We start from the raw sequence: 24370 nt of genomic DNA, 5'->3' as shown, positions 1-24370 counted from the left end.
TAGTTATTTATCCTTGAATGTATTTTCTATAGGTTTTTTCATTTATGTTTAAAAGAATTGTAAATCTTATTGCTTTAAATAGGAATAGCAATACAAAGAAAGGCAATGAGAATAAGAAGAGCATTTTGTAATTTTTTTTATCCGTGTTGATATTATTTTTGTTTTCTTTATATATTAGGATTGGGTTTTTATTTTTTAAAAACAGACTTGCAAGATCTTTTTTGAGCGTTTCATCAATAAATGATTTGTCTACTTCGTAAACAGTTTTAGGATTAATTTCTATCTTGTCATTTTTGATTTCAAAGTGATTTTCTTTTATATTTTTAGGAATTTTTCCATATTTAGCGTTAAAATTGTATTTTAGTTCGTTTTGATAAAGAATATGGGATAGGTATCCTACAATGTTGGGCATTTCTTTGTTATATCCTAGCATTATATAAATATTGTTAGGATTTAAATAATCAAAATAATTTAATTTTTTACTGTAAAGATAGTTTATGTTTTTATGAAAATTTAGCATATAGCTTGAATAAGCGAATGGCATTAATGAGAGTGTAAATAGCAGTAAATGTATTGTTATTTTTGATTTTAAAGCTTTTTTTTCTTCTTTTTTTCTCTCTTTAATTTCGATCGGGAATAAGAATGTATCTTTAAAATTGCTTTCTGTTTTGATCCAGCTGAAAATTAAAAAAATGCAAAGGGCTGGTATTGCAGCAAATACAATAAAAGTAGGATCAATATTTGTAGTAAAAAAGGTTATTATTGTAATGAAATACAGAGTTGTAAATATAAAGAAAAATAATAAGTGTTTTATTTTTGTTATTAGTGTTAAAAAATTTATTTCTTTTAGATATATTTTATTGTAATTTTTGTTAAAATTATTGATTACTGAAAATAACAAATAAGAGAGAACTGTAAATGGATAAAAATACAATATTTCTTTACTTATTATAAAAATAAGAGATGAAATTAGTAGAAAAATTAAAGTAAATATAGAATTTGCTGGGTCTAAAAAAATTAATAAAATTATTATGATTAAAAATATTATGCTTGAAATAAAATTAATTTTTGTTTTGTAGTCAAGAGAATGCATGTCAACATTAATATTGAGATCTTTTTTTAATTTTTTAAAATCTATAGTTTTGAATCTGTTTTCAACATAAAGAAGTTTTTTATGTTCTGTGTTGAAAAGATTGGGGAGTTTTTTTAAAAATATATTTTTCCTTAGGTCAAGATTGTTAAGTTTGTTCGTCTCATATATTGTGATTTTTTTATTTTCAGGAAAGTCTAAAATGTCAATTTTTGTTGTGTATTCTGAGATTGTTTTGTACCCCAGTGAATTTATATATTCATTAGCATTTTTTAGATCGGTTTCATTTGTAAAGTATAAGGGTTTGTAATCTCCAAATTGAGCGATATTGCAGGAACTTATAAGTGGTATTGTTGTAATTAAACACAAAAAACTTAAAAAACGCACCATTTATTTTTTCCTATGTTATAAATAGCACACAATATATGCAGAGACTATCCCTATTATTATGCCCGTTAGAACCTCTTTCTTTTTATGTCCTTTGACCACTTTTATTTTTGTTGTGTCAATTTTTATTTCTTTTTTTAATTTTTCTGATAATGCATTCAAATATTCTGCTTGAACCCCAGACATATATCTTACGCCGAAAGAATCTCTTATTGTAATAAGGGCAAAGGCAAGAGCTATTATAAAATTTGTACCTATTCCTTCAGTTAGTGCAATTGAAGTTGAAAGAGCAGTAACTGTTGATGAATGACTGCTTGGCATGCCCCCTGTTTCTAAAAAAATTTTTTTTAAAAGATGTGCTGGAGTTAGTTTTAACTTTCTTGTTTTTACGGTTTGGATACCATATTTAATTACTTGCGCAGAAATTCCTGATACAAGACAAGATAAAAAAAGATCATTGGTAAGCAATGCCATTATCATTATTAAGTCTCCTTTTTATATTGCAAATTTGCCAGCTTTTATTATTGTGTATTCTTTTCCATTTTTGTCTACTCCAATGACATTTAAGTCGTCGCTTCCGATCATTAAATCTGTGTGTATTAATGAAACGTTGCATCCGTAATTTAGTTTATCAGTGTCGGTTTTTAAATCTTCTTCGTTGCTTAAACAAGATGGATATGCAGCCCCTAGTGCTATGTGGCAACTTGCATTCTCATCGTATAATGTGCTGTAAAAAATAAGATTGCTTTGATAAATAGGAGAACTGCTGTCAACTAGCGCCACTTCTCCTATATATTTTGCTTGTATGTCGGTTTCGATGTGTGATTTTAATATTTCTTTTTGTTTCTCATCATCACAGCCAAAGTCAGCAACTTTTCCATTTTCGAATTTCAACCATATTCCAGATATTAGTGTTCCAAGCACCATTACAGGGCGAGTGGCATACACAATTCCTTTTGTTTTTTTGTAGTTTGGAGTTGTAAAAACTTCTTCTGTTGGCATGTTGGCGTTAAATTCTATTTCTGTCCCTTTGATTTTTTCGCTTCCGCCTGTCCATAGAGAAGTTTCAAGCAGATATACTTCCAAGTTTGTTTTTTCGTTTTTAAAAATTACCTTTTCTAGGTTAAGTTCATTTAATATTTTACATCTTTTGTGAAGTTTTTTTCCATGGGATTCCCATTCTTCTATTGGATTTTCATTGTCAAGTAACAGTATTTTCTTTTGTATTTTGAAAAATTCTTCTAAAGTTTTACTTTCTTCTTTTTTATTTAAAACTTTGGAAGCCCATTTTGGACCTGGCGAACAAATAACACACCAAGCTATTTCGTTGCTCATTATTGCTTGCGATAAAGTTTTGCTTGCCAGACTTAAGGCTTTTTGGTAAATTGACATTTTTTGACCAATGCTTTCTTTTAAGTCTTCAAAATTTTCTGTATCATCTACGCTTATTCTTGCCCATTTATCTTGAACCATTTCTTCTAAAAAGGCCTTTTCGGCATTTGGAAGAAATTCTAAGCTTTCTTTTTGTGAAAATTTTAATCTTGATTTTAAAATATCAATGTCTTTAATATTTAGCTTGACATATTTAGCCCCGTGTTCATAAGCTTTTTTTGCTAGTATCCTCAAAAAATTGTAATTTTCGATTGATCCTTGAATTAAAACACACTGATTTTTTTGTAAATTAATTCCTTTTAAAATTACAAGTTCTGCATATTTTATTAAATCTTTCTCCATTTATTCCTCCTAAATAGGTTCTTCTAAAACATTCTCATTAATGTAATTTGCAACAGCTTCTTCATCATTTGTTCCTATTACTTCTAAGTAAGGCAGTATTTCTTTTAATCTATAATTTGCATTTCCCATTAGTAATCCCTTTTTTACATTTTTTAGCATATCTGTATCATTAAATCCATCTCCAAAAGCTATGGTTTCGCTTAAATCAATATTGATAGTTTTAAGAACTTCTTTTAATGCATTTCCTTTTGAGACTTTATGATCTACAATTTCTAATGAATTTGGAGTAGAAAGGTATGCATTTATTTCTCCCTTGCATTTCTCTAAAATCATCATTTCATATTCTATTAGGCTTTCTTCTTTGCCAGCTAATATTATTTTTGCAACATTTTCAAAATTTTTAAGCTCGCTAAAGTCTTTAATCTCTTGAATTTTGCTGATTGGGCTGACTATTTCATGTCCGATGATATTGGATTCTTTTTTAAGCTTTTGGCATTGATTAATTGCAATTTTAGTCTTGATGTCAATATTTAATTGGTCGTCGTGTTGATCTGCTTTATGTAAAAAATGAGGTATGTGACTAAACTTCTTTTCTCTTAAATTTAAAATCTTCTTTACCACTTCAGGAGATAAATTATGACTTTTTATTAATTTCCATTCTTGGTTGTAAACTTTTGCTCCGTTTAATGTAATGAAAAATGCAACTTGCAGTTGATCTATTTTTTTTGTAATTTGAGTGATTTCATTTTTACTTCTTCCTGTTGCTATTATGAATTTCTTTTTTTCTTTTGTTAATTTTTTAATCACAAGTTCTGTAAAGGCTCCAACATAGCTTTTTGATAGTAAAAGAGTGCCATCAAGATCAGAGGCAACCGCTTTGATATTTTTCATATTTTATCCTTTAGGAGTTAATTTCAAGCTAAATTATATCAAATAATTTTTTTTTTTTAAATTGATAATTATTTGGTATACTAGTATTAGTAGACTGTATAAAGGGGATTTTTTTGAATATTAATAAAAGGTTAGCTTTGCTTAGAGATTATATGGGGAAAAATGGAGTTGATGCTTATTTGGTAGCAGGTTATGATCCTCATTTTAGTGAATATTCTCATGAAAGGTATAATACTCGTGAGTTTATTACAGGCTTTTCTGGTAGCTTTGGTATTGTAATTGTATCATTATCTAAAGCTGTTCTGTTTACAGATGGTAGGTATTTTTTACAGGCCGATCAAGAACTCAAGGGAACTGAAGTTGAATTAATAAAGCTTGGAGTAAAAGGATCCCCCGATATTTTTACGTATATAAATTTGAATTTTCAAGGATTAAAGCTTGGAATTTACTCTGATGAGAGCAGCATAAAGTTTTATAAAGAGCTGTCTGAAAAATGTAAAAATACATATATCAAGGTTTTAAATCAGGATCTAATTGATTTAATTTGGGAATCTAGACCCCAACTTGAGTTTAATCATATAGTTGAATTGGTTGATGCTGAGAAAAATAATAAAAGATCTAAAAAAATCGAATCTATTTATTTAATTTTAGAAAAGAATTTTGCAGATTTTTATGTTGTTGCTGCTCTTGATGAGATTGCTTGGGTATTGAATTTAAGAGGATCAGATGTTAAAAAATCAGCATTATTTTATTCTTTTCTTTTAATATCTAGGAATAAGGACAAGAAAAACGTTCTTTTTATTGATCCAAAAAAACTTGATTCTAGTGTTAAAGAAATGCTTGAAATGGAAAATTTTGAAATAGAGTCCTACAGTAATTTTTACTGTTTTCTGGATCTAATAAAGCATGAAGGTAAATTTTTTGTTTCATTTTATACTAATGTTAGGGTCTTAAAAGTTCTTGGTGAGGCTAATATTATTTTAGGAGAAAGCATTATAGGCAATCTTAAGGCAGTAAAAACTGATTATGAACTTCTTAAGATGAAAGAAGCACATGTTATTGATGCTATTGGCTTGATTAAATTTTTACGTAAATTTAAAAGTTTAAGTAATGTTGAATTGGCTGAATTAGATGAAATGGACATTGCTGATATGCTTTTGCATTTTAGAAAATTAAATAAAAATTTTTTTAGCTCTAGCTTTGATTCAATAGTTGGTTTTAAAGAAAATGGAGCTCTTCCGCACTATAAGCCTAAAAAGGGCAAAAAAATGAATTCCAATGGTCTTCTTTTGATTGATTCTGGGGGTTCGTATTTTGGACTTGGTACGACAGACGTTACAAGAGTTTTTTTAATAGGGAATGCTTCTGGCGAAGAAAAGCATGACTATACTTTGGTTCTTAAGGCTTTCATTAGCCTTGCTTCTTTAAAGTTTCCATATGGATCTTCCGGGGCTTTTCTTGATGGAATTTGTAGATTGCCGCTTTTAAAAAATGAATTGAATTTTATTCATGGCACAGGACATGGCGTTGGATTTTTTCTTAATGTTCATGAACTTCCAGTTTCGATTAGTCCCAATTCTAGTTATTCGTTTAAAGGATCTGAGGTGGCTTCAATTGAACCCGGACTTTATCGAACATTTAGTCATGGCATAAGGATTGAAAATTTAGTTTTTGTAAAGCAGGCTTTTATAAATGATTTTGGATCTTTTTTAGAGTTTGAGAATTTAACTCTTGTTCCTTTTGAAAAAGAATTAATAGTAAAAGAAATGCTCTCAGAAGATGAGTTAAATTATATTAATAATTATCATGAATGTGTATTTTTAACTTTAAAAGAGCATTTTAATGATGAAGGGGATTTGGAATTTTTAGCAAAGCTGACAAGTAAAATATGAGATTTATAATAGCATTTTTAATGATTTTAAATCAAGGATTTTTAGACTTGTTTTCTTTGCCGGGAGACATTATTTTTGAGAATTCTTATGAGATTGCAATTAAAAAGGCTCAAGAATTTGGTAAAAATGTTTTAATTTTGGTTGGCAGAGATATTAAAGAAAATCTAATAAAAGATTTTTTAAATTCTTTTAAAAATGATGAAATTATTCACACAGTATCTAGAAAGAATGTTTTTTTAGTTATTGACAAGGATAATAAAATTTTTAAGAAAATTAATCTACAAAAAAGCCCAACTATTTTTTTTGTAGATTCTAAGAATGAGCAAATAAAGGCAGCTTATGCGGGAACTGCTTTGAGCAGTATTCAATTTGATAAGAATTTTTTGAGCTATGTCATGGGTACTATAAAATCAACAGGTGTTCTAGAAAAGCAAAAAAATTATGAAATCAATACTATTGATGAGAGGACCTTTTTTTATAAAACATTAAAAGGTGATTGGCGATTAAAGTTTAATGGTAAAGACAGAAAGCTTGTTCTTTTTGATACAGATCTTAAAGAATTTTTAGTTTTTAAAGATATTGATGAAAACAAGCTTTATGCTGTTCCTAAGTCCAGGATTGGTAATATTTATTTTTCATTATTGGGAAATGAGGAGTGGAAGTTTTTTGGAAGAATAAAATAAATGTCTTTTTGTATTTGAAAAAGGGGATGAGTTTTTATGGAAATGGTATTTTATCCAAATGATTTGCTTCGTGTTAAGACAAAGCAAATTAATAATATTGATGATAAAATTAGAGATTATGCAAAAAAGATGATAGAATTGATGGATATTAGCGGTGGAGTTGGACTTGCTGCTCCCCAGGTAGGCCTTGATTTGTCACTTTTTGTAGTTAGAGAGAATAAAATGGCAAGGCCTTTGGTTTTTATTAATCCTTTAATTACAGAGACTTCTTATGAGCTTAATTCTTACAGAGAAGGATGTTTAAGTATTCCGGGAGTTTATTATGATTTAATGAGGCCTAAGGCTATTGTGGTAAGTTTTTATGACGAGAATGGAAAATCTTTTACTATAGAAAATTCTGATTTTTTAGCAAGAATTATTCAGCATGAAATGGATCATTTGAATGGAGTTCTTTTTATTGATTACTACGAAGAAAGGATAAAAAATAAATTGTTAAAGCCTTATATGAGAGAAAGAGGTCTTAAGGCAAAATGAGAATATTTTTTGTAAGCTCTTCTTCTATTGCTTTAGAAGTTTTTAAAGAGATTGTAAAGCATTATGAAGTGGTAGGAGTTTTAACCTTGCCAGATAAACCTAAAGGCAGGGGACAAAAGTTAAGTCAAAATGTAATAAAGATGGAGGCTATTGCTAGAGATATTAAAGTTTTTGATCCCCTGGTTCTTGATGATAATATATTAAATTTAATTAGAGCTTTAAATCCAGATTTAATGTTAGTTTTTTCTTATGGCAAGATATTTAAAAAAGAATTTTTGGATATCTTCCCAAAGGGGTGTATCAATGTTCATCCTTCTCTTTTGCCCAAATATAGAGGTGTTTCTCCGATTCAATCTGCAATTTTAAATGGTGACTCTGTTAGCGGTATTACTATTCAGAGTATGGCTTTGGAAATGGATAGTGGAAATATTTTAGTGCAAAAGAATTTTAAAATAAGATCTTATGATACAAGTTATGATATTTCAAAGCTTGTTTCAAATCTTAGTCCAAGTCTTGTGTTAGAAGCTTTGAAAAAAATTAGCAAAGGGTTTTTGGGAATTCCTCAAAAATCTAGCGAAGCTACTTTTTGTTCTTTTTTTAAAAAAGAAACGGGATTTATAGATTTTAATCTAAGTGCATTTGAGATTAAAAACAGGATTAATGCATGCAATCCTTGGCCACTTGTGAGAGCTAAGCTTGATTATAACGAAGTTATTTTTCATCGCGCCGATTTTTTAAAAATAGATTTATATAAAGAGAGAAAAGTAGGAGAAATTGTTGATTTTAATCCCGAAAGAGGATTATTTGTTAATACCAGAGAGGGGATTCTTTTGCTTTTAGAAATTCAAAGACCCGGAAGAAGGGTTTTGGATTTTAAGTCTTTTTATAATGGTAGTAGTAGGCAGTTAATAGGACAAGTGTTTTCTTCAATAGGAGGGATATATTAGCTTTAATAATAATGATAATCTAAAAAATAAGTTTTCTAATAAAGAGGAATTGTTTAAAAATAAATCAGATCTGATTCAGAGTGACAAAGATTATAATAATGAAATGCCAATTTTGCCTAAAACTACAATCAAGGCATTACTTTTAGTTATTTTTGGATCTTTAATTATTTCTTTTGCAATTTTCTTTATGGTTTTAGAAAATAAGGAGATTACAGTTGTTCCAAATCTTTATTCTCTTACTATTGAAGATGCTATTATTGAATTGCAGAGAAAAGATTTGATTCCGCACATTGAATTTAAATTTTCTTCAAGTGCTCTTGACAAGGGGAAGGTGATAGAACAGGGTCTAAAACCAGGAACTGTTTTAAGGCATGGCAATAAGGTTATAATTTTCATTAGCAAAGGGGCTATAATAAATAAAGTTGATAGTTTTATTGGTAAAAATATTGACGATGTTATCATTAATTTAAAGGCTAGTTCTTTTGGTAATTCTAAATTACTTTACCATATTGTTGAACCTCTTGAGGTTGAGAGTGAATTGCCAAAAGGTATAATAATTCGTCAAAATCCATTGCCAGGTAGTCAAATATCAAGTTTAACCGATCTTCAATTTTTAGTTAGTAAGGGTAAAGATCGTTTGGACAAACATGTTAAAAATTATGTTGGAATTTATTATAAAGATGCTATTGCCTCTCTTTTGGGTGATAATATTAACTTTGATATTGATTTGGCAAATACGGATGATTTTGGAAATATTGTTTTGCAGTCTATTCCGGCTGGAACTAAAATAAATGAATCAGATAAAATTTTAATTACTATTGCAAAGCCCAAGGTTGACAATAATATTGTTTTTGGAATTTTGACTTATAAATTAAAACAACATCCATCTTATGTTGATATATCCGTTAGGTTAAAAGGTTTGGGTGGTGAAAATTCTTTGATTTATTCCTTTAAGTCGAAAGGGGGGCTTATTAAATTGCCCTATGAGGTTTATAAAGGTTCTATGATTGAACTTTATATTTATGATAAGCTTATCAATCAAACAGTTGTAAATTGATTGTGTTTGAACAGATTGACTTAAAATAATACAATAAAAAAATTTTTAACATAAAATCATATATTAATTAGTTTTGATACAGTGATAATAGATGCAGCAATTATGGCTGTTTCTGTTCTTAGAATATTTGAAGATATGTTGTAAGGGGAAAAATTATATTGTGTTATTAATTGTTTTTCTTTTTCTGTAAACCCCCTTTCGGGTCCTACAATAATGGTTGCATTGTTTATTTGTTCTATATCAATTAAGTTCTTTTTGCTATTTTTTTCAAGCAATATTTTTATTTCAAAATTTTCTTGTTTAATATATTGAAGACTGTCTTTTAAATTTTTCATAATTTTTATTTTGGGCAAGTACGTTACTCCCCCTTGCATTGCTCCTGCTATTAAATGTTTTTCGTAATCATTGTTTTTAAAGATTTTAGAATTTAAATATGATTTTTCAGTAAGCTCAGTGTTAAAAAAAATTATTTCGTATATTCCAATGCTAGCAAGTTCTTTTATAATTCTTCTGGCAACAATTGGTCTTATCATTCCAATTAGTACATTTAATTTTTTGAGTTTATTAGATTCTTCTATTTTAAAGATTTTTTTGAAAAATAGTTTTTTATCTTTTTTGTAAATGCAATGGTAAATATTTTTTTCCCCAAGAATGCCAAATTTAAATTTATCATTCTCTTTTAATTTTAAGATTTTAACAAGATGTTCTGCTCTAGCGTCATTTAGTGAAATTCCTGTTTTAAATTCATTAAAAGTTATTAACATTAGATTCATTTGTTATAATTCCTTATTATTAATATTGTATTTGTGATATAATTTTAAGTCGATAGGGGGGCATGTAAATGTATGGCTATTTCGTTAACCAAACAAGATTTTGTTAATAAAGTTTTTGATTATAAGAATAATAAAGAATGGAATTTTAAAGGCGAAAGGCCTGCAATAATTGATTTTTATGCTGATTGGTGTGGTCCATGTAAAATGCTTTCTCCAATTTTTGAAAAACTTTCTAAAAAATACGTCAATAGTATTGATTTTTACAAAGTAGATACAGATAAAGAGCAAGATATTGCTTCTGCGCTTGGAGTGCAAAGTCTTCCAACTATTCTTTTTATTCCTGTTGATGGCAAACCAAAGGTTTCTGTTGGATTTTTGCAAGAAGATGCTTTTGAGAATATAATTAAGGATTTTTTTGGTTTTTAGTTTTCAAAATAAAATAATTTAATTGCTGTAGTAATTAATGCATATTTGTAAGTTATATATGGATTATTTTAAGGTATAGTTAATTTGTCCAAATCCGATTTGAATTTATTGGTAGAAAATATTAAATTTGAACATCTTAGTGTTTTTTATGATTTTATTTTATCTGTTTTGAATGCTCTTTCTATTAGCGATTTTGAACTTTCAGTTATTCTTTGTGATAATATTTATATACAAAAATTGAACAATAAATTTAGAAACAAGAATGAGCCAACCGATGTTCTTTCTTTTAATTACAATGAACATAATGAACTTACCGGAGATTTGGTTGATGGTATAAATTATAAAATACAAGGAGATCTTATAATATCTTTTGAATATTTAAAATTTAGTGCTCAAGAGTTTAATGTTGAAATTTATGAAGAACTTCAACGTGTCACTATTCATGGGATTTTACATTTAATGGGATATAAACATGAAACTAATGATTTTAAAAAGGAAGGTATGTTGATTCTTCAAGAAAATATCTTAAGAAAAAATAAAAGGGTATTTTAAATGTTGGGATTTTTAAATTTTAAAAACAAAAAGAAGGAAAAAGGAAGCCCAAAAAATGATCTTGAAGATAAGTCGAATATTGAAACTTCTTTGATAAAAAATTTTAATTCCCTTAAAGAGACTATTGTAAAAGAGATTATGATTCCTAGGATAGGGGTTATATTTGTTGATTATGCTAAGAGCAAGGACGACCTTTTAAAGGTTGTAACATCTAGCACTCATTCAAGATTTCCTGTGTATCATGGTACTATTGATAATATTGTTGGAATAATTCACACAAGAGACATACTATTGCATATGTGTAAAAAGGATTTCTATGAAATAGATTTAAAAGATATTATGCGAAAGGTGATGTTTGTCCCCGAAAGCAAAAAAACAGATTCTCTTTTGAAAGAATTTCAAGAAAATCATGTTCATATTGCAATTGTAGTTGATGAGTATGGTGGAGTTTCAGGGCTTGTAACTCTTGAAGATATTCTTGAAGAGATAGTAGGTGACATTCAGGATGAATTTGATAATGAACTTGATGAAATAGTTCGTCTTGATGATGGGTCTTATCTTTGTGATGCTAGAATTTTAATAGAGGATTTAAATGAGAAGCTTAATTTAAATTTGCCAAATGGAGACTTTGATACTCTTGGTGGTTTTGTTTATGATCTTTTTGGGAGGATTCCTTTGAAAAATGAAAAGGTTGAATACAATAATTTAGTTTTTTCGATTAAAAATATGCATCAAAGAAATATTAAGGTGATAAAGATTTCCGAGAAGGAAGGTTTATGAATTTTAATCGATTTTTAACGTTATTCCTTTTTAATTTTAGTGTTCTATTAGGCAGTGAGACTACAGCATTGGGGCATTATCAAAAAGCTCATGAGTATTATTTATCTAAAAGATATTATGATGCTATTGATGAGCTTGTTGAAGCTATAAAAATTAATCCAAATTATTATGAAGCTTATAAATTTATTGCATCAATTTATTATTCTCTTAAAATATATACTCAAGCGCAATTTTTCATAGAGAAAGCTTATAAAATGTCTAACGAAGACACTGAGTATAAAATTCTTTATGCAAATATATTATTAAAGAATGATAAAATTGATCAAGCAAAAAAAATCTATTCTGAGGTATTAGTTAAACAGAGAAATAATATTGATGCTTTGGTTGGACTTGCTTCAATTTTTGAAAAAAATGGATTATTCATAGCTGCTGCTAATTATTATTTATCTATTCTTGATTATAGTCAAAATAATTATAGTGCGTTTGAACATCTTATTGATATTTATCAAAGGTTAGGAATGCATGACAAGATTAGACATTTAATAAATAAAGTCAGGGTAAATTTTTTATCTTTTCCAGATTTTCATAAAAGAGTAGCTGAATTTTATATTAGCATTAATAATTTGGGTCTTGCCGAAAAGTATGCTTTAAATTATTTGGCGTTAATTGAAAGTTCTTATAAAGATCTTGGAGTTGTAGATGCATATAGGTTGCTTGCGCTTGTTTATCTTCATGAATTTAAATATGAAGATGCAATAGAAACATTACAGAAAGCTATTTTGGTTAATAAAGATTCTGATGAGCTATATTATTTGTTGGGGTATTCTTACTTAAAATTTGGGAATGTTGAAAAGGCTATTTTAAATTTGGAGCGAGCTAAAAATCTTAAAAAAGATTTAGAATTTTATAATATTGCTCTTGAAGAGAGTTTTTTTGTATCTAATTTTAGAAATTTTTCGAAAAATAGTTCCAATGTTAAAATTTCCAAACATTATGAAAATGAGGGTTTTAAAGCTTTCAAATCTTTAAATTTAAACAAAGCATTGTTTAATGCAAAAAATGCTGTTGATATTTGGCCTGATAATGATAGTGCTAGATTTTTGCTTTCAAAAATATATAAGCTTATGAATTTAGATGTTATGGCTTATGAGCAGCTTTTTTATTTAGTAAAACAAAGAAATTCTACTGATTCTAGAATTTTGGATTTTTATGATGTTGTGTCTTTTGATGTTAGAAAGTCTTTATTTTATAAATACGGATATAAAAGTATTTCCGATTTTAATAAACTTTACGATGACAGAATGGTTTATAAAATAGCTATTTTTACTCAAAGCGAGAATAAGTTTTTCGGAGCAAATGATTTGATATTAAGATGTGCTGAAAGGGTGCTTGAGCGTAATTTAAATATAGAAATAGTTAATTATAATTTTGATTACAATAAAAATAAAGACTATCTGATTAATAATTTTTCTGAAGGATTTTCTTATTCAAGAAATAATAATTTAGATTTATTTTTAATTTTTGATTTTAAGGCAGATATTTTGAAAAACACAGTCACTTTGGTATTGAATATTTTTTCAGGTAAAACGGGGATTAAGGTTGGTTCTTTTTCTTATAATGTGGGGGGTGTTAATTATTTAAGCAATGCTTTAAATTCTTTTTCTAAAGATTTTCATGATTATTTGCCTAAAAAAGGGAAAATACTTCAAATTAAAAATGACGATGTTCTTATTAATCTTGGACAGGTAAACGGTGTTGTAAAGGGTGATGTTTTTTTGATTCTTAAAGAGGGTGCTTTAAGTAGCGATGCTAAAGGTTCTAGTTTTATTGTTTACAAAAGATCAGATATTTTGGGGGAGATTTTAATTGAGGATATAAGTGATTATATTGCTAGAGGCACTATAAAATCTTCTACTTTTTTAAAGGATTGTATTCAAGAAGGAGCTACTGTGCTTGTAAAAAGATAGTTTGACACTTGTTATTAGTTTATGATTTAATAATTCTAGTAAGAATAAAATCAAAAAAAATCGGAGGATTTTGTATGAAATTAGCTATTAATGGTTTTGGTCGTATTGGTAGAAATGTTTTTAAGATTGCTTTTGAAAGAGGAATTGATGTTATGGCAATAAATGATTTAACAGATCCTAAAACTCTTGCACATCTTTTAAAGTATGATTCGACCTTTGGAGTATATAATAAAAAAATTGAGTCAAGAGATGGCGCTATTGTTGTAGATGGAAGAGAAATAAAAATTATTGCTGAGAGAGACCCAAAAAATCTTCCTTGGGGAAAGCTTGGAATTGATGTTGTAATTGAATCAACAGGTGTTTTTTCATCAGCAACTAGTGATAAAGGAGGGTATCTTGATCATGTAAGTCATGCTGGGGCTAAAAAAGTTATTTTAACAGTTCCTGCTAAGGACGAGATTAAAACAATAGTTCTTGGTGTAAATGATCACGATATTAATTCTGATTTAAAAGCTGTGTCAAATGCTTCATGCACAACTAATTGCTTAGCTCCTCTTGCAAAAGTGCTTCATGAATCATTTGGAATTGAACAAGGACTTATGACAACTGTTCATGCTTATACTAATGATCAAAGAATTTTGGATCTTCCTCATTCTGATCTTAGACGAGCAAGGGCTGCTGCACTTTCTATTATTCCAACTTCGACTGGTGCTGCAAAAGCAGTTGGACTTGTTTTGCCTGAACTTAAGGGAAAATTGAATGGGACTTCAATGAGAGTGCCTGTGCCAACAGGTTCAATTGTTGATCTTACAGTTCAACTCAAGAAAAAAGATGTTACAAAAGAAGAGATTAATTCTGTTCTTAAAAAGGCATCAGAAACACCTGAGCTTAAAGGTATTTTGGGTTATACGGAAGATCCAATTGTATCTTCAGACATAAAGGGGAATTCCCATTCTTCTATTGTTGATGGTTTAGAAACAATGGTTCTTGAGAATGGATTTGCAAAGGTGTTGTCATGGTATGATAATGAGTTTGGATATTCTACAAGAGTGGTTGATCTTGCTCAAAAGTTGGTAAAATAAGTAGAAATGTTTGTAAGGTAATAAAATGTCAATAAAAACAGTAAAAGACTTTGATAGCTTTGCGGGTAAGCGAGCTTTAGTAAGATGTGATTTTAATGTTCCCCTAAAAGAGGGGATCATTAGCGATGATACTAGAATTAAGTCTGCATTGCCCACAATAGAGTATCTAAAAGAAAGAGGTGCTAAAATTGTACTTGTAAGTCATCTGGGTAGACCTGAAGGCAAAAAAAATCTTAAATATTCCCTTAAACCCGTTGCTAATAGGTTGTCAGAGCTTTTAGACCAGGATGTTAAGATGCTTTCTGATTGCATTGGAAGCGAAATTGTAAATAATACTTTGCAAATGAAGAATGGCGATGTTGTATTGCTCGAAAATGTAAGATTTTATGCAGAAGAAGAGAAGAACGATAAAAATTTTGCAAAAAAACTTTCTGAGAATGGAGATGTTTTTGTAAATGATGCCTTTGGTGCGGCTCATAGGGCTCATGCTTCAACGGTAGGGGTTTCTGATTATTTGCCATCTGTTGGTGGATTTTTAATGGAAAAAGAAGATAAATTTCTTGGGGGAGTATTAAAAAATCCTGAAAGGCCGTTTGTTTCAATTATTGGTGGGTCTAAGGTTTCTTCAAAAATTGCGGTACTGGAATCACTGTTATCAAAATCAGATGTAGTTGTGATTGGTGGCGGGATGGCTTATACTTTTTTGCATTCCAAAGGATATTCTATAGGTAAATCTCTTTTAGAAGGCGAATATATTGATGTAGCTTCTTCTTTTTTAAAGAAAGCAAAAGAATTGGGTGTTAAGGTAATTTTACCACTTGATCACATTGTAGCGAGCGATTTTGACAAAAATTCTACTCCTGAGTATATTGATTCCTTTAATATTCCTGAAAACAAGATTGGTATGGATGTTGGAGGCAATACTTTAAAAGAAATTGAAAATGTTGTAAAAATCGCTAAAACTATAATTTGGAATGGTCCTCTTGGTGTATTTGAATTTGATTTATTTTCAAAAGGAACTGCTAAGGTTGCTGAAATGGTAGCATCCTGTGCAGGTTTAACTGTTGTTGGTGGTGGGGATTCTGTTGCAGCTGTTAATAAATTTAATTTATCTGATAAAATTACTCATGTTTCAACAGGTGGCGGTGCGTCACTTGAATATCTTGAAGGTAAGATTTTGCCAGGTATTAAGGTTTTGGAGAAGTAAAGTGAGAAAAACGTTTTTAGCGGGAAATTGGAAAATGCATTATACAAGTGAAGAAGCTTCTATTGTTGCAAAAAAAATTGCAACCGAAGTTAAATCTTTAAAGGATGATTGTGTAATAATGATAACACCCCCATTTACGGCTTTGTCTAAGGTTTCAGAGTGTATTAAGGATAGTAATATTCTTCTTGGCGCTCAAAACATGTCTTATATGGAAAGTGGAGCAAGGACAAGCGAAATTTCACCTTTAATGCTTTTAGAATTTGGAGTAGAATATGTTATACTTGGTCACTCTGAATGTAGATTGTATTTGACAGAAACAGATGAAATAATAAATAAAAAGATTCTTACGGGCCTTAAGCATTCTTTTAAATACTTAATTCTTTGTGTTGGAGAAACTCTTGATGAGAGAGATTCTGGAAAAACTTTAGATGTTGTCTTAAATCAGGTTAAAAAGGGATTGAAAAATGTTTCTGAATCGGATATTAAAAGAATAATTTTAGCTTATGAACCTGTTTGGGCAATCGGAACGGGTAAAACGGCAACCAAAGAAGAAGCGGAAGAGGTTCATAAGGCAATTAGGCTTGAGATTATGAAGCTTTATTCAAAGTCGGCTTCAGATAATATTATAATTCAGTATGGAGGCTCTGTTAATTCAAGTAATGTAAAAGAGCTTATGAATGAACCCAATATTGATGGCGCGCTAATAGGTGGAGCATCTTTGAAGGCCGAATCTTTTTTATCTATAATTAATAATGCTCGTTAGTTAGAGAGGTTTGTTTTGGATTTAGTTAGATTTTGTATTTTTATATTTTTTTTTATTGTTTCAATTTTTATTATCCTTTTAGTTTTAATTCAAGATGAGCAGGGTGATGGAATAGGCGGTGTTTTTGGAGGCGGTAGTTCTTCTATTTTTGGGGCAAAGTCTTCAAGCGTTGCTGTAAAAATTACTGGATTTTTTATAGCATTATTTTTTATCTTTGTAATTTTGTTATCTTTTATGAATACCAGAAGAGCAGATAATAGCTTTCTAAATGATATAAAGACAGAAAATAAGGATAGTTCAACTTTCTGGAATAATGAGAATAATGAATCAGATACTAATGTTAATGAAATTGAAGAAAAAAATTTGAAAGAAAAATAATTTAAGTTGCTTACTGTTGTGCTGTTTTATGCAAGTATTTGCGTAGAGAATTTTTTCTTTAGGTAAAATAATTTTAAATTATAACTATTATTAAATTTATCAATTTTATTGAAAGTTTATTTTACTTTTATTGTGCTTTTTTAAATAATGTAAAGCAGCGCTAAAATGATTTGATCCTAAAAATCCATTGTTTGCTGAATATGGGGATGGATGACTTGTTTCGAGAATTAGATGATTTGAGGGATCAATGAGCTTTTTTTTACTTCTTGCGAAATTGCCCCAAAGCATGAATACAATATTTTTCAAATTTTTAGAGATTATTTTTATTACTTCGTCTGTGAAAATTTCCCACCCAATGGCTTTGTGAGAAGAAGGTTTGCCCTCTTCAACTGTTAAGATTGTATTTATTAGAAATACACCTTGAATTGCCCATCTTTTTAAATCTCCGTTTGGGATGGTTTTTATGTTTAAGCTTTTTTCTATTTCTTTGAATATGTTTTGCAAAGACGGTGGGATTTTGATTTTTGAATCTACAGAAAAAGCAAGTCCATTTGCTTGGTTTTTGCCATGATATGGATCTTGTCCAATTATTACCACTTTTATGTCTTTAAATGGTAATGAATCAAAAGCATTGAATATAAGTTTTGGGGGAGGAAATATTTTCCCTTTTTTTGTTTTATATTCATGTTTTATAAACCTCACAAGTTTTTTAAAGTATTCTTTGTTAAATTCATTGTTTAAAACTTTTTTCCAAGATTCTTCAATTTTTACTTCCATTTTTGTATTATATAAAAAATAGTTTGTAATTTAAAATCTATTGAAGGATTGTTTTACTATTTTTGAAATTTAATTTTTATTATGAATGATGATGTATTAAAAAGAATAGGCGTTTTATCTGAGTTTATTACGGATGAAAAAAAAGCTAGAATTGAGGAAGTATTAAATCGCCGTACTAATTATTTAACATTTGCGCTTGAAGATATTTTTCATTCTCAAAATGCAAGTGCTACTGTTAGAACAGGTGAAATTTTAGGATTTAGCAATATTCATGTTATTGATAAAAAAAATAATTACACTTTAAATCCAGATATTACTTTAGGATCTTCGCAATGGATAAATTTAAATAAGTATAAAGATTCTAAGTTTGCAATTGATAGATTAAAATCTGATGGATATAGTATAGTGGCCACATCTTTGAATGAGCAATCAATAAATCTTGAAAATTTTCCAATTAACAATAAAATGGCGGTATTTTTTGGGACAGAGTTGACAGGGCTTAGTGCAGAAGTCTTGGGGGCTGCCGATTTATATGTAAAAATACCTATGTATGGATTTACTCAAAGCTATAATATTTCTGTAGCTGTTGGGATAGTTATGTATTCTTTATTGATTCGCTTAAGAAAAAGTGGCATTGATTACTTGTTAAATGAAGTTGAGAAGTCAAATTTGAGATTAAAATACTATAGACAAGTTGTTAAAAATTATCAATTTATTGAAAATATTATTAATTCTTAAACTTCTCTTATTCTTTTCCAAGAATTTAAAAATAGATAAAAAATGCTATCTATTATAATTATTGTTAATGTTAAAATTAGAGAACCTTTTGTAAGTTCGATATTTTTTGTTTCGGGGTAGTATTTAAATATTGTATTTATAGATATTGAAACTAATAAATTAGCAACATACCCAGAAATTAGCCTTGATAGAGGATGAATGATCCATAAAGATTTTATTTTTATTTGTTTAAAATAATTGTATAGCAAGATGTTTATATATTGGGATAGAAAAAACACATACGTTCCAATTAATATTGTTAAAATATATGTAAAGTTATTGAACAATATTTTAAAATGAATATCTGAGGTGTCTAATTTATTATTATTAAACATTATCATAAAATTAATCATAATTGTGAAAGTTATGTTTAACAAAAGACTCAATATTACGGAATTCGTTGCTTCTTTTTTGTTGTATTTTTCCACCATTAAGTTTAAAGAGAACAATGCCGATAAAAAAGTAATACCTGATAAATTTAAGGACATTTCAAATGCTTTTAGATTTCTTAATATTATAATATTTGATATTGTTGAAATGATTGCGTTGAAACAAAAAAGACCAGATTTCCCGAAAAATCGGTAAAGAATTCCCAATGTTGTATATGTAAAGATAAGCATTCCTGCCCACAAGCTTAAATCAAACAAATCTTTATTCATAGCATTTAATTGTACCAAATTAATTATCTTAGATAAAGTTAAAGTTTTTTATTTATAGAAATTAATTTTTTTATTTTTGAAGTTTTATATATTTTGCAAAATATATAAAAGGTGTTCCTAAAATTCCCGCTAAACCTTTAATTAGGTATGTGGAAATTACTATATCTAGGAAAGCTTGCTTTGGAAATACTTTAAAATAGGTTGCTATGCTTACAAAAATTATTGTATCTATTAAGCCACTTATTAATGTTGATCCATTGGTTCTGAAAAATAAAAACCTAGGAAATTTTTTTTTAATAAATTGATATAGGTATACATCGTTTAATTGGGATACTAAGTATGCAACAAGAGAGGCTAATAGTAAAGCTGGTATTGAAGAGAAAATGTTTTCTAAACTTTTAAAATTTTCTTGAGTTCTATTTGACATAAAGTGAATTTGGGTATTTGTTAATACTGCAAAGACAATGAAACTGATAAACCCAATATAAACGGCTTTTTTTGAAATTTTTTTTCCGTAAAATTCTGAGAGAATATCTGTTGCAATATATGATGATGCATAAATAATGTTGCCCAATGTTGCATTAATTCCGAATATTGTGATTTGTTTTAAAACTTGAATGTTTGATATAATAATTGCTACTGCAACCCACGCAAATAATCCGTTTTTTTTAAAAAAAAGGAATATAATAATCAAAAATGAATAAGTGGTAATTAGCATGGCAAACCATAAAATTTCATTAAACATAAAATTCTCTTTTATTAATATTGGATTTACTATTATAAAATTTTAGCTTGGTTTTTGCAAATAAGGTAGTATTGTTGTTTGCTTGAAACTATGATAAAATAGATTTAATTAGGGGATGTTTTGGATTTGACTAAAAATGCTAATATTATAAGTCGCAAGCAGAGGGAATCTCTTAAAACTTCTAAAATAAATGCAAAAAATAATAACTTTACAAGCTCAAACCTTGTAATGGCTGCTTAAGTTAGCAGAGGGTTTTGTTGAATTTGGCTTTGAGGTTCACTTATACTCTTTTAGACATCGAAGCTTGCTTAAAAATGTTTTCAAGTTGGTTTTTAGGGACTTTTATACTTGGTAGCAATTTGGCGGTTTGCTAGTATTTCCAAACCATATTGCTTAATAAAATACTAGATAAGCTTGTAGAAGCTTGTAGTATTGTTTTTAGGACGCGGGTTCAATTCCCGCCATCTCCATTTATTTCATTCTTTTTCTTATTTAAAAGTATAATTTTAAAAAAATCAAAAGCATTGCTAAATTTAGAAATTGTATAATCATAAGCATTATTTAAAGCGTCCTATCGGAATCGAACCGACATCATTAGCTTGGAAGGCTAAGGTAATAGCCATTATACGAAGGACGCGAGTTAATACTTTACTTATATAAAAAAAATCAATTTATGTCAATAAGATTTATTGTAATGTTATTTTTGGCTAGCAATTTTTTTTTTAAATAAGTACAATTAATTTAACTTAAATGTATTCAAGTATAAAAACTTGTGTGGAGGAAATTGATGGGAGAGAGAGGGGAAGTATACTCTGAGAAACTGTTTACAGAGTCTGAGAGAACTTATTTTTTTAATGTCAAGGAAAATAGAAAAGGGGATTATTTTTTAAATATTGTAGAGAGCAAAAGAAGTCCAAGTGGAGATTTTGAAAGACATTCTATTTTTGTATATGAAGAAAATATAGGCGAATTTGAATCTAATTTGCTTAAGGCAATAGCGGTTATTAAGCAGAAAGTGTCTACAGGATCTATTGGTTCTTCTGCAAGGCATAATAAAGGGTATGAGGAATATGGAGAGAGATCTAAATTAGACGATTCTAGATTTCAGAATAAATCTCATTTATCAGGTGGGCGATTTAAAAAGAAGGATTATTAATTTTTCTAATTCTTTATTTTTTTTAAATTAGTTTAAAATTTTTTCTATGAAGGCTTAAAACCCCATATTTCTTTATTGCATTTTTATGTTCTTTTGTGGGGTATCCTTTATTTTTTTTGAGTAAATATAATGGATAAATTTTATCGTATTCATCCATCAGTTTATCTCTTTTGACTTTAGCAATAATTGAAGCAGCTTTTATTTCGTCTATTATTGAATCCCCTTTGATTATTGCTTTAACAGTTTTTGCTGTTATTTTTGGGACGAATTTACCATCTACAAATACTAAACTGCAATTTAATTTTAAGTTTTCGTATGCAGTTTGCATGGCAAGAAGAGACGCGTTGTGAATATTTATTTTTTCTATTGTTATATTTGAAATCTCAGCGAATGCATAATATGAGTTTTCAAGTATTAATGAGTATAGATATTCCCTTTTTTCTTTTTTTAGCTTTTTAGAATCATCTAATTCTTTTACAAAACTAGGTTTTTTTTTGAAAACTACAGCAGCACTTAGAATAGGTCCAAAAATACAACCCCTTCCAACTTCGTCTATTCCGCAAATCATAATTTACCTTTTTATAAAAATATTTTTATTTATTATAATATGAAATTATAGATTTACCAGTAATTGATTTTTTAATTTTAATTGGGAGTTAGTTTGGTTTTAAAAAAAATAGTACTCTTGGGGTTTAAATCTTTTTTAAATAGACAAGAGTTTGAAATAGGTGAAAATTTAAGTTTTATTGTGGGCCCTAATGGATGTGGGAAGAGCAATCTTATTGATGCTGTCCGTTTTTGTATGGGAGAAGATAATTTAAAATTTTTAAGGGTTGAAAATATCTCCGATTTAATTTCTGTTTCAAAATTAGGAAAATCAAATTTTGCAGAAATAACCCTTTTTTTTAGCAATATTAATGGTGAAAAATCAACTTTAGGTGAATTTGGAGAAAATTTTTATATTCGCAGGCGTCTTTATAAGGACGGTTCAAGTGAGTATTATTTTAATAATAAAATTTTAAATTTTCAAGATTATAATAGACTTTTGAACAGGTTTCAGTTTAAAAAATCGCCTTATATGTTTATAACTCAAGGTAGGGTTGAAGACATTTCTTTGGGAAGAAATGTAAATCTCAAATTTTTAATTGAACAGGCAAGTGGAATAGATGTTCTAAAAATTGAAGAAGAAGAGGCTCTGAAAAATTTTAAACAATCTAATCAAAATTTATCATCTTTGTTGGCTTTACAAGAAAATTTAAGGCAAAAGTACGATAACATAAAGAATGTTTACCTTTTGAGAAAGAAACATCAAGATTTAAGTCAAAAGTTAGAAACTTTAGAAAGAACAATAACATTAAAAAAGCTTTTCAATATTAATTTCGATCTCAATGTATTAAAAAGCGAATTAAATTTAGATGGTTTGAGTAAATTTTTATCTTATAGTTTTAAGGAAAAGTTGGAATTTTATTCATTTAGAGAAAAAAATGTTGTTAACAATATTCAAGCATTAGAAAAGGATCTTGAGCTTACAAAGTCTAAAATTCTTGGATTAGAGTTTAAGATTCAAAAATTAGAGCAAGAAAAGACGGTAAAGGTGAATTTGGAAGATAAGTTTGTAAAGAGTAAATCTAAGTCTGAGGAGAAAAAAAATTCTATAAATAACGATTTATGTCAATTAAATAGTTTGCTTAAAGAAAAGAAAAATGAATTTTTTTCTTTAAGTGACGAAATTAATAGATATACTAAAAGTTTTTTTGAACTTGTTGATTTAATTTTATCTGTATTAAAGAGTGCCAAATCAGAAGAGCTTGTTTTGTTAAAAGAGAATATATTAAACTCTCTTAAGCTTTTTGAAGAATCATTAAGTATCAAATATATTAAAGAGATTAGAGTAAATTTAATCAAATATATAAGTAAAGATGAGAATCTTTTGGCTTTATTGAAGGATAAAATTGAACCTATTTTTGATCAAAATGTTAATTTAAAAAAGTTTTTGCTAGAAAAAAATGCTTTAAAAACAAATTTTGCTAAAGAGATAACAAATATCGATAGATTAATCGAAGAAAAGACCCTTCAATTAAATGATGTATTAGGAGAGCTTGAGTATATAGAGCTTTCTAAGTTTAAAAATTTGGACGAAATTAAACTTATAGATGGTAATTTAGAATTTTTATTTGAATCCAAGAATAGTCTTAATGAAGAGCTTAAAGGTTTGTATTTAAAGCTTGAAAATTTAAATTTAGAAAAGAGAGATATTCAACTTAAATTAAGCAATCTTATTGGTACTTCAAAGTCCAGCAATGAGCCTTTTAAGGAGAAAGATTCGAGTTCTTTAGTTTTTTTAAATGATTTTAAAAAAACTAATTATTATGAATATATAAAAAAACAGACAGAGTACGAATTTCTTTTGAACTCTAATGTAGGCATTAAGAGTGAAATAGAAAGTTTCAATATTTCTAATGCAATGTCTGGTAAATTTGAATTGGAAGAGGATCTTGTAACCAGAGAGCTATTATACAAAGAAATTGATGCAATCAATCTGGGTGATTATGTATTTTTCAATATTGATAAAGAATTTGATGAAACTAAGGATCGTTTTGAAAAAGTAAGCTTACAAGTCGAAGATTTAAAGCTTTCAAAATATTCATTACAAAAGCTTCAAAAAAAAATAAAAAATGAGATTTATAAAAAATTTAGAGAATCATTTGATGAGATTAATAAAAATTTTTCTTACTTTTTTAAAAAAATTTTCAAAGGAACCGCTATTCTTTTTTATAATGAAAATACCGATAATGTTGAGATTAGAATAAATTTTTCAAACAAATTTGTCAAAAACAATAATATGCTTTCAGGAGGTGAGAGTACTTTGGTTAGTATGGCTTTTTTATTTGCACTTTATTATTATTCTCCCGCTTGTTTTTGCATGCTTGATGAAATAGATGCAGCTCTTGATTTTGAAAATAGCAAAAAACTTTCTTTACTTTTAAAAGAATTGGGGAAAAAAATCCAACTTTTAGTAATAACCCATAATGTATATGTTTCTGAGGGTAGTGAAAATTTGATAGGCATTACACTTGATAATGGTGAAAGTAAGGTGTTTAATATATAATTGA

General features: G+C 28.2%; 25 protein-coding genes, 1 tRNA gene and 1 other RNA gene. 17 read left to right on the top strand and 10 right to left on the bottom strand.

All coding sequences use genetic code 11. From position 1 onward, the window contains the following. Positions 1 to 7: 7 nt before the first annotated feature. From BVAVS116_RS00345 to BVAVS116_RS00330, 4 genes are read right to left on the bottom strand one after another with little or no spacing between them, the layout of a single operon-like run. The gene (locus BVAVS116_RS00345; RefSeq protein WP_006068638.1) at positions 8 to 1480 is read right to left on the bottom strand and encodes a hypothetical protein; all 1473 of its coding nucleotides are present in this window, start codon (positions 1478 to 1480) and stop codon (positions 8 to 10) included. Between the two features lie 15 nt (positions 1481 to 1495). After that, a complete protein-coding gene (locus BVAVS116_RS00340; protein WP_006068914.1) occupies positions 1496 to 1957 on the bottom strand; it encodes a divergent PAP2 family protein in 462 nt (153 codons plus the stop codon). Between the two features lie 15 nt (positions 1958 to 1972). Continuing rightward, positions 1973 to 3211 (bottom strand): aminopeptidase, encoded by a 1239-nt coding sequence (locus tag BVAVS116_RS00335; RefSeq protein WP_006068956.1) that lies wholly within the window; start codon positions 3209 to 3211, stop codon positions 1973 to 1975. A 9-nt stretch (positions 3212 to 3220) separates the two neighbouring features. Next, entirely contained in the window at positions 3221 to 4102 is an 882-nt protein-coding gene (locus BVAVS116_RS00330; RefSeq protein WP_006068360.1) for a Cof-type HAD-IIB family hydrolase, read from the bottom strand. A 113-nt stretch (positions 4103 to 4215) separates the two neighbouring features. Between BVAVS116_RS00330 and BVAVS116_RS00325 the strand changes: the two genes are divergently transcribed. From BVAVS116_RS00325 to BVAVS116_RS00305, 5 genes are read left to right on the top strand one after another with little or no spacing between them, the layout of a single operon-like run. Further along, positions 4216 to 5994: an aminopeptidase P family protein gene (locus tag BVAVS116_RS00325; protein ID WP_006068293.1), complete on the top strand. Its 1779-nt coding sequence runs from the start codon at positions 4216 to 4218 to the stop codon at positions 5992 to 5994. Next, positions 5991 to 6677 (top strand): hypothetical protein, encoded by a 687-nt coding sequence (locus BVAVS116_RS00320; RefSeq protein ID WP_006068218.1) that lies wholly within the window; start codon positions 5991 to 5993, stop codon positions 6675 to 6677. Before BVAVS116_RS00325 ends, BVAVS116_RS00320 begins: the two co-directional genes overlap by 4 nt. 36 nt (positions 6678 to 6713) lie before the next feature. Beyond that, complete coding sequence (gene def, locus BVAVS116_RS00315) at positions 6714 to 7211, top strand: peptide deformylase (RefSeq protein WP_006068440.1); 498 nt, start codon at positions 6714 to 6716, stop codon at positions 7209 to 7211. Then, positions 7208 to 8158 (top strand): methionyl-tRNA formyltransferase, encoded by a 951-nt coding sequence (gene fmt / locus BVAVS116_RS00310; protein ID WP_006068906.1) that lies wholly within the window; start codon positions 7208 to 7210, stop codon positions 8156 to 8158. The genes def and fmt overlap by 4 nt, the downstream gene beginning before the upstream one ends. A 49-nt stretch (positions 8159 to 8207) precedes the next feature. Next, complete coding sequence (locus BVAVS116_RS00305; protein ID WP_006069002.1) at positions 8208 to 9215, top strand: PASTA domain-containing protein; 1008 nt, start codon at positions 8208 to 8210, stop codon at positions 9213 to 9215. Between the two features lie 56 nt (positions 9216 to 9271). Here the strand turns inward: BVAVS116_RS00305 and BVAVS116_RS00300 are convergent, their stop codons facing one another. Next, a complete protein-coding gene (locus BVAVS116_RS00300; protein WP_006068746.1) occupies positions 9272 to 9988 on the bottom strand; it encodes a 16S rRNA (uracil(1498)-N(3))-methyltransferase in 717 nt (238 codons plus the stop codon). A 72-nt stretch (positions 9989 to 10060) separates the two neighbouring features. Between BVAVS116_RS00300 and trxA the strand changes: the two genes are divergently transcribed. The 8 genes from trxA to secG all read left to right on the top strand — a co-directional run bounded on the left by trxA (position 10061) and on the right by secG (position 17143). After that, the gene (gene trxA / locus BVAVS116_RS00295; RefSeq protein ID WP_006068853.1) at positions 10061 to 10414 is read left to right on the top strand and encodes a thioredoxin; all 354 of its coding nucleotides are present in this window, start codon (positions 10061 to 10063) and stop codon (positions 10412 to 10414) included. Between the two features lie 84 nt (positions 10415 to 10498). Next, on the top strand, positions 10499 to 10966 hold the full coding sequence (gene ybeY / locus BVAVS116_RS00290) for an rRNA maturation RNase YbeY (RefSeq protein ID WP_006068488.1): 468 nt from the start codon (positions 10499 to 10501) through the stop codon (positions 10964 to 10966). After that, entirely contained in the window at positions 10967 to 11746 is a 780-nt protein-coding gene (locus BVAVS116_RS00285) for a hemolysin family protein (RefSeq protein ID WP_006068776.1), read from the top strand. Beyond that, complete coding sequence (locus BVAVS116_RS00280; protein ID WP_006068289.1) at positions 11743 to 13713, top strand: tetratricopeptide repeat protein; 1971 nt, start codon at positions 11743 to 11745, stop codon at positions 13711 to 13713. Before BVAVS116_RS00285 ends, BVAVS116_RS00280 begins: the two co-directional genes overlap by 4 nt. A gap of 74 nt (positions 13714 to 13787) precedes the next feature. Then, complete coding sequence (gene gap / locus BVAVS116_RS00275; protein ID WP_006068595.1) at positions 13788 to 14795, top strand: type I glyceraldehyde-3-phosphate dehydrogenase; 1008 nt, start codon at positions 13788 to 13790, stop codon at positions 14793 to 14795. A 25-nt stretch (positions 14796 to 14820) separates the two neighbouring features. Beyond that, complete coding sequence (locus BVAVS116_RS00270) at positions 14821 to 16002, top strand: phosphoglycerate kinase (RefSeq protein WP_006068932.1); 1182 nt, start codon at positions 14821 to 14823, stop codon at positions 16000 to 16002. A gap of 1 nt (position 16003) precedes the next feature. After that, positions 16004 to 16765, top strand: a complete 762-nt coding sequence (gene tpiA, locus BVAVS116_RS00265; protein ID WP_006068825.1) for a triose-phosphate isomerase — start codon at positions 16004 to 16006, stop codon at positions 16763 to 16765. A gap of 15 nt (positions 16766 to 16780) precedes the next feature. Beyond that, positions 16781 to 17143: a preprotein translocase subunit SecG gene (gene secG / locus BVAVS116_RS00260; protein WP_006068717.1), complete on the top strand. Its 363-nt coding sequence runs from the start codon at positions 16781 to 16783 to the stop codon at positions 17141 to 17143. A 105-nt stretch (positions 17144 to 17248) separates the two neighbouring features. On the opposite strand, the gene ung is transcribed toward secG, so the two are convergent. Continuing rightward, positions 17249 to 17920 (bottom strand): uracil-DNA glycosylase, encoded by a 672-nt coding sequence (gene ung, locus BVAVS116_RS00255; protein ID WP_006068613.1) that lies wholly within the window; start codon positions 17918 to 17920, stop codon positions 17249 to 17251. An 81-nt stretch (positions 17921 to 18001) separates the two neighbouring features. Between ung and BVAVS116_RS00250 the strand changes: the two genes are divergently transcribed. Further along, positions 18002 to 18658: a TrmH family RNA methyltransferase gene (locus BVAVS116_RS00250; protein WP_006068739.1), complete on the top strand. Its 657-nt coding sequence runs from the start codon at positions 18002 to 18004 to the stop codon at positions 18656 to 18658. Here BVAVS116_RS00250 and BVAVS116_RS00245 read toward each other — a convergent pair. Together BVAVS116_RS00245 and BVAVS116_RS00240 are read right to left on the bottom strand one after the other, a co-directional pair. Then, a complete protein-coding gene (locus BVAVS116_RS00245) occupies positions 18655 to 19356 on the bottom strand; it encodes a queuosine precursor transporter (RefSeq protein WP_040351355.1) in 702 nt (233 codons plus the stop codon). The two genes, BVAVS116_RS00250 and BVAVS116_RS00245, sit on opposite strands and share 4 nt — an antisense overlap. 70 nt (positions 19357 to 19426) lie before the next feature. Further along, a complete protein-coding gene (locus tag BVAVS116_RS00240) occupies positions 19427 to 20101 on the bottom strand; it encodes a queuosine precursor transporter (protein ID WP_006068386.1) in 675 nt (224 codons plus the stop codon). Between the two features lie 111 nt (positions 20102 to 20212). Between BVAVS116_RS00240 and ssrA the strand changes: the two genes are divergently transcribed. Further along, positions 20213 to 20574, top strand: a transfer-messenger RNA (tmRNA) gene (gene ssrA, locus BVAVS116_RS06195). 92 nt (positions 20575 to 20666) lie between these two features. On the opposite strand, the gene BVAVS116_RS00235 is transcribed toward ssrA, so the two are convergent. Further along, a tRNA-Gly gene (locus BVAVS116_RS00235) sits at positions 20667 to 20738 on the bottom strand. 150 nt (positions 20739 to 20888) lie between these two features. On the opposite strand from BVAVS116_RS00235, the gene bpuR reads away from it, so the two are divergent. Continuing rightward, the gene (bpuR, locus tag BVAVS116_RS00230) at positions 20889 to 21257 is read left to right on the top strand and encodes a transcriptional regulator BpuR (protein WP_006068392.1); all 369 of its coding nucleotides are present in this window, start codon (positions 20889 to 20891) and stop codon (positions 21255 to 21257) included. Between the two features lie 22 nt (positions 21258 to 21279). Here bpuR and BVAVS116_RS00225 read toward each other — a convergent pair whose 3' ends face one another. Beyond that, a complete protein-coding gene (locus tag BVAVS116_RS00225; RefSeq protein WP_006068731.1) occupies positions 21280 to 21825 on the bottom strand; it encodes a ribonuclease HII in 546 nt (181 codons plus the stop codon). Positions 21826 to 21918: 93 nt separating this feature from the next. On the opposite strand from BVAVS116_RS00225, the gene BVAVS116_RS00220 reads away from it, so the two are divergent. After that, complete coding sequence (locus BVAVS116_RS00220) at positions 21919 to 24366, top strand: AAA family ATPase (RefSeq protein WP_006068399.1); 2448 nt, start codon at positions 21919 to 21921, stop codon at positions 24364 to 24366. Positions 24367 to 24370 lie beyond the last annotated feature (4 nt).

It is taken from the genome of Borreliella valaisiana VS116, assembly GCF_000170955.2.
GTDB classification, from domain to species: Bacteria; Spirochaetota; Spirochaetia; order Borreliales; family Borreliaceae; genus Borreliella; species Borreliella valaisiana.
Note: the sequence above shows the minus strand (reverse complement) of the source record. Positions and strands in the feature narration are given on the sequence as shown.

Excerpts from the sequence above, each read along its gene's own strand:
- BVAVS116_RS00345 (WP_006068638.1), bottom strand. The coding sequence starts at position 1,480 with ATGGTGCGTTTTTTAAGTTTTTTGTGTTTAATTACAACAATACCACTT.
- BVAVS116_RS00340 (WP_006068914.1), bottom strand. The coding sequence starts at position 1,957 with ATGATAATGGCATTGCTTACCAATGATCTTTTTTTATCTTGTCTTGTA.
- BVAVS116_RS00335 (WP_006068956.1), bottom strand. The coding sequence starts at position 3,211 with ATGGAGAAAGATTTAATAAAATATGCAGAACTTGTAATTTTAAAAGGA.
- BVAVS116_RS00330 (WP_006068360.1), bottom strand. The coding sequence starts at position 4,102 with ATGAAAAATATCAAAGCGGTTGCCTCTGATCTTGATGGCACTCTTTTA.
- BVAVS116_RS00320 (WP_006068218.1), top strand. The coding sequence starts at position 5,991 with ATGAGATTTATAATAGCATTTTTAATGATTTTAAATCAAGGATTTTTA.
- def (WP_006068440.1), top strand. The coding sequence starts at position 6,714 with ATGGAAATGGTATTTTATCCAAATGATTTGCTTCGTGTTAAGACAAAG.
- fmt (WP_006068906.1), top strand. The coding sequence starts at position 7,208 with ATGAGAATATTTTTTGTAAGCTCTTCTTCTATTGCTTTAGAAGTTTTT.
- BVAVS116_RS00300 (WP_006068746.1), bottom strand. The coding sequence starts at position 9,988 with ATGAATCTAATGTTAATAACTTTTAATGAATTTAAAACAGGAATTTCA.
- trxA (WP_006068853.1), top strand. The coding sequence starts at position 10,061 with ATGGCTATTTCGTTAACCAAACAAGATTTTGTTAATAAAGTTTTTGAT.
- BVAVS116_RS00285 (WP_006068776.1), top strand. The coding sequence starts at position 10,967 with ATGTTGGGATTTTTAAATTTTAAAAACAAAAAGAAGGAAAAAGGAAGC.
- BVAVS116_RS00280 (WP_006068289.1), top strand. The coding sequence starts at position 11,743 with ATGAATTTTAATCGATTTTTAACGTTATTCCTTTTTAATTTTAGTGTT.
- gap (WP_006068595.1), top strand. The coding sequence starts at position 13,788 with ATGAAATTAGCTATTAATGGTTTTGGTCGTATTGGTAGAAATGTTTTT.
- BVAVS116_RS00270 (WP_006068932.1), top strand. The coding sequence starts at position 14,821 with ATGTCAATAAAAACAGTAAAAGACTTTGATAGCTTTGCGGGTAAGCGA.
- ung (WP_006068613.1), bottom strand. The coding sequence starts at position 17,920 with ATGGAAGTAAAAATTGAAGAATCTTGGAAAAAAGTTTTAAACAATGAA.
- BVAVS116_RS00250 (WP_006068739.1), top strand. The coding sequence starts at position 18,002 with ATGAATGATGATGTATTAAAAAGAATAGGCGTTTTATCTGAGTTTATT.
- BVAVS116_RS00245 (WP_040351355.1), bottom strand. The coding sequence starts at position 19,356 with ATGAATAAAGATTTGTTTGATTTAAGCTTGTGGGCAGGAATGCTTATC.
- BVAVS116_RS00240 (WP_006068386.1), bottom strand. The coding sequence starts at position 20,101 with ATGTTTAATGAAATTTTATGGTTTGCCATGCTAATTACCACTTATTCA.
- bpuR (WP_006068392.1), top strand. The coding sequence starts at position 20,889 with ATGGGAGAGAGAGGGGAAGTATACTCTGAGAAACTGTTTACAGAGTCT.
- BVAVS116_RS00225 (WP_006068731.1), bottom strand. The coding sequence starts at position 21,825 with ATGATTTGCGGAATAGACGAAGTTGGAAGGGGTTGTATTTTTGGACCT.